This is a genomic window from Dyadobacter luteus, from assembly GCF_003383615.1.
GTDB classification, from domain to species: domain Bacteria; phylum Bacteroidota; class Bacteroidia; order Cytophagales; family Spirosomataceae; genus Dyadobacter; species Dyadobacter luteus.
On the sequence record NZ_QNUL01000055.1, the window covers coordinates 1 to 4014 of the forward strand.

General features: G+C 41.0%; 4 protein-coding genes. All 4 read right to left on the minus strand.

What is annotated here, in order from left to right; all coding sequences use genetic code 11:
- Positions 1-117 precede the first annotated feature (117 nt).
- The 4 genes from galU to DSL64_RS28750 all read right to left on the minus strand — a co-directional run bounded on the left by galU (position 118) and on the right by DSL64_RS28750 (position 3821).
- Positions 118-984 carry a UTP--glucose-1-phosphate uridylyltransferase GalU gene (gene galU / locus DSL64_RS28735; RefSeq protein WP_115834421.1) on the minus strand — a complete coding sequence of 289 codons (867 nt, stop codon included), beginning with the start codon at positions 982-984 and terminating at the stop codon, positions 118-120.
- A gap of 180 nt (positions 985-1164) precedes the next feature.
- The gene (locus tag DSL64_RS28740) at positions 1165-2160 is read right to left on the minus strand and encodes a mevalonate kinase family protein (protein WP_115834422.1); all 996 of its coding nucleotides are present in this window, start codon (positions 2158-2160) and stop codon (positions 1165-1167) included.
- A 195-nt stretch (positions 2161-2355) separates the two neighbouring features.
- Positions 2356-2886 (minus strand): YceI family protein, encoded by a 531-nt coding sequence (locus DSL64_RS28745; protein ID WP_115834423.1) that lies wholly within the window; start codon positions 2884-2886, stop codon positions 2356-2358.
- A gap of 200 nt (positions 2887-3086) precedes the next feature.
- On the minus strand, positions 3087-3821 hold the full coding sequence (locus tag DSL64_RS28750; protein ID WP_115834424.1) for an outer membrane lipoprotein-sorting protein: 735 nt from the start codon (positions 3819-3821) through the stop codon (positions 3087-3089).
- Between the last annotated feature and the right edge of the window lie 193 nt (positions 3822-4014).

Here is a 4014-nt window from a genome sequence, read left to right on the forward strand (position 1 = left end):
TACGAGGCCCGTACGCACGGTGGTGTGAGAGGACGGAAAATGAAAGGAGGAAAACTTTCATTTTCCTCCTACTCGATTATAACGGTAAAATTCCATCTTTACGATAAATAGCTTCGCTTAATTTGCGGCCAACAGGTCATTCAAAAACTTCCTGAAAGGCTCAGCGAATTCCTTACGTTTCAGCGCAAACTCAACGGTAGTTTTCAGGTAATCGAGCTTATCACCGATATCATGGCGTTTGCCCTCAATTCTGTGAGCGAAAATATTTTCTCTTTTCAGAAGCAAAAGCATTGAGTCGGTCAACTGAATCTCATTGTTTTTGCCTTTCGGAGTTTGTTCAATAGTTTTAAAAATCTCAGGGGTCAGGATATACCGACCTGCAATTGCCAGATTGGAAGGGGCCAGGTCAATAGCAGGTTTTTCTACCAGTGTCGATAGCTCCATAATTGTGTCACTCAGTGTAGTTCCGCCTACGATACCATAGCGGTTTACTTTGTTAGCAGGCACTTCTTCCACAGCGATGACAGAACCGCCGTATTGCTCGTAAGTATCCATTAATTGTTGTGTAACCGGAATCACAGAGTCCATAATAGTGTCGCCCAGCAGTACAGCAAAAGGCTCATTGCCTACATGGTGACGTGCATAGTAGATGGCGTCTCCCAATCCGTTGGCCTCTTTTTGGCGTACGAAATGTACATTCGCCATATCAGCAAGGCGACGCATTTCATTGAACCAAAGCAAATCTTCTTTCTCTTCCAGACGGCTTTCAAGTTCAACATTACGGTCGAAGTGATCTTCGATTGCTCTCTTTCCTTTTCCTGAAATGATGAGGATATCTTCAATGCCGGAGTCAACCGCTTCCTGTACTACATATTGAATGGTCGGAATATCGATAATCGGAAGCATTTCCTTTGGCATCGATTTGGTTGCTGGCAAAAATCGGGTTCCAAGTCCCGCGGCTGGTATAACGGCTTTACGAATCATGATTTAGCTATTAGCTGTTAGCAATTAGCGCGCGGTAAACCGCTTTTAGCGCAAAGGCTTTCAGGTGTATAAATTTTTATTTTGTAAATCTGTAATATAAATTTTCGTTTCTGGAACTCAATCTTGTAATGAGGAATTCTAGCTAACAGCTAACAGCTAACAGCTAACAGCTAACAGCTGTTACACTACAAACGGCCTGATCACCCTTGCATTGAATTTTTTAAGCTGAACGAAAAGTTGATTGAGCATATCATCATTATGATACATGCCGATAATCGTTCCTCCTGATCCTGCGAATTTGGCAGAAGCCCCACAAGCTCTGGCGGCAGCAATCAGTTGTTTATTTGATTCAGGGACATTGTAAATCTGGCAGCGAAGATCGAAGTTCTCGTTCATCAGCTGATGCAGATCATCAGCCCGGCCTTCGAGCAGCGCTTTCTGGCCGTCTTCCGCTTTCTGAGCTATGGCCGCCAGGGTGTCAATCACTTCTTTTTCCCCACGATCAAACCGGGCGCGTACATCGCTGTGTACTTTACCGGATACCTTACTCAGATTGGTATTATACGCGACATATAGTTTTGGCAGTAATTCCGGATTAATCCGCTCGTACTTGCCATGTCCCTTTTCCTGAATCATGTCCTTGTCGAAATCCATATACACACAACCTTCATAGCATTGGATCACACGATCCTGCAATCCGGCTGTAATACCAAGTTCCTCAGTTTCTGTCACCATCACCAACTGAGGCAGTATTTCAATAGGGATTTCTACCTTGTAAAACTGCATCAATGCGCGGAACAAGGCTACAACGATAGCACTTGATCCCGACATGCCAACCTGACGCGGAATAGAAGAGCGGTAGCGAACTGTGAAATTTCTGTTAGGCAGTTTGATGTTATTTTCTTCACAGTAGTCTCCAAACTTTTTGATTCCGGCTTTAATCAAAGGGATACCACCATTATACCCAAGCATACTGACAGATTCCCGCAAGTGGTAAATACTGCGAAAAGTATTTACATCCTGTGGCTGAGGTTCAATATGTAGTTCAGGAGATTCGTATAGTGAAATGGATGCTCCGAAATTTCTGACAGATATAGAAATAGTTTTTCCAAAGAAACCATCAGAAGGATTACCCAAAAGCCCGGCGCGGGCATAAGCACGTGTCTCGATTATCAAGGCTAAGTTCTTTTTTTGTTAAATGTAGTAACAAATTGACGAGCTTTCGTATTTTTTGCCCTGAAAATAAAACAGATATAAGTGAGATTTGAAAAGTAAGATATAAAAAATACGGTATCAGTAATCACGTGATTCTGATACCGTATTTTTTGTACAATCCTTATAGTGTAAGGATTACACCAATGTCTGTGGAAATTATTGTTTTACCACCTGAATGTTAGCAATCAGCTTAACATCATCGCCTACAACAACACCGCCAGCTTCAGTTACAGCGCCCCAGGTCAAACCGAATTCCTGACGGTTGATTTTGCCGGTAATTTCGAAACCTGATTTGTTATTGCCGTAGAAGTCAGTCATGTTACCGCCGTACTCTACTGCGAATTCAAAAGGCTTAGTAATGTCTTTTACGCTAAGATCACCTTTCAGTGCGTAGCTGTCACTTCCTTTTTTAGTCAACGTTCCGGTAAAGGAAATTTTTGGATATTCTTCGCTTGCAAAGAAATCAGCTGATTTCAAGTGTTCATCACGCTGAGCCTGGTTGGTATCAATGCTTGCTGTGTCTGCAGAAAATGATACACTTGCACCGTCGAAGTCTTCTGATTCAGTGCTTACGCTTCCTTCAAAAGTTTTGAATGAGCCTGTAACTGTGGAAATTACAAGGTGTTTTACTTTAAATTGAATTTCTGAATGTGTTGGGTCAATAACCCATGTTGTTGCAGTTGCCATGTTAGTGTTATATTTATGTTGTTACATTTAATGTATATACATGAATTAAGAAAAAATGGTTTCATGTAACACAAAAAAATCCGAAATTTTTCAATTCCGGATTTAAATCTAATGATTTCGAGGTTGAGAAAGTGGGTAGCTTATCGTACATCAGGAACTTCGTACTCATCATTATTCATTCTTAACTCCTCAATCTTCTTTCACTCCTTCGGCATTTCAAATATGCGCTCATCAATTTTCGGGTTGACTTCAAGAGATGCAATCCGGTTTACCATAGTCATACCTGGCATGGCCGTGGTAGTTACTTCGAGCAAAAATGGAAATGTGATACCGTCTATCTTTCTGAAATCGGACTGTACGCTTTCTGTTTTAATGTCCTGCCCTTCAACAGGCATAGAAGCTGTTATTTTTAGAATATAAAAAGTGTCTTTGGAAATGTAGTTGACTTGTCTGACACCATTATTCATCGTAGCTGTTACTCTGTATACCTTGGCTCCATCCATATCTTCTTCACCGTCGAGTGTCAGCTTATAACCTTTTTCCTTATAGTTATAGAGACCTGTAAGATCTTTTTGGGAATCGAGTGATTTGACGACTTCTTCAGGTAAAGCGCTCGCTTTTGCTTGTCCCGACATCGGGTTTATCATCCAACCCGCATTTCCGTTCACAGCCTGAATGATCGTCATTCCCTGTGCCTGAGTTTCAGTGCGAAAAGCTTTGTTCTGTACAATCGTAGTCGTAACGGGCATATCCATGTTCATTACTTTCATATTGGCCGTTATTTTTACGCTTTTCAGTTCGGAGATTTTTTCTGCCCCTCCCATCGCCTTGATATGTTTGTAAACGATATCATCCACAGTTTGGGCGGATACAGCGTGTTGAATCAACAGCAACGAGGCGAATAAAAGTGATTTTATCTTGAAGAAAATGTACATGTGAAGCTTAGATTAGGAAATGGGTAAAGCCTGGTCCAGGCCTGAGAGAAATTAATCTATCTGTTATTAAACAGTCTTATGATCTTAAAGTGTATACCAAATCTAAATTTAAAGATTAGTACTGATGCGTTAAGTTTTTTTAATTAAATAAGTCCCATTGTTCATTGACATTTTGATTGATTTGAGATTCTGT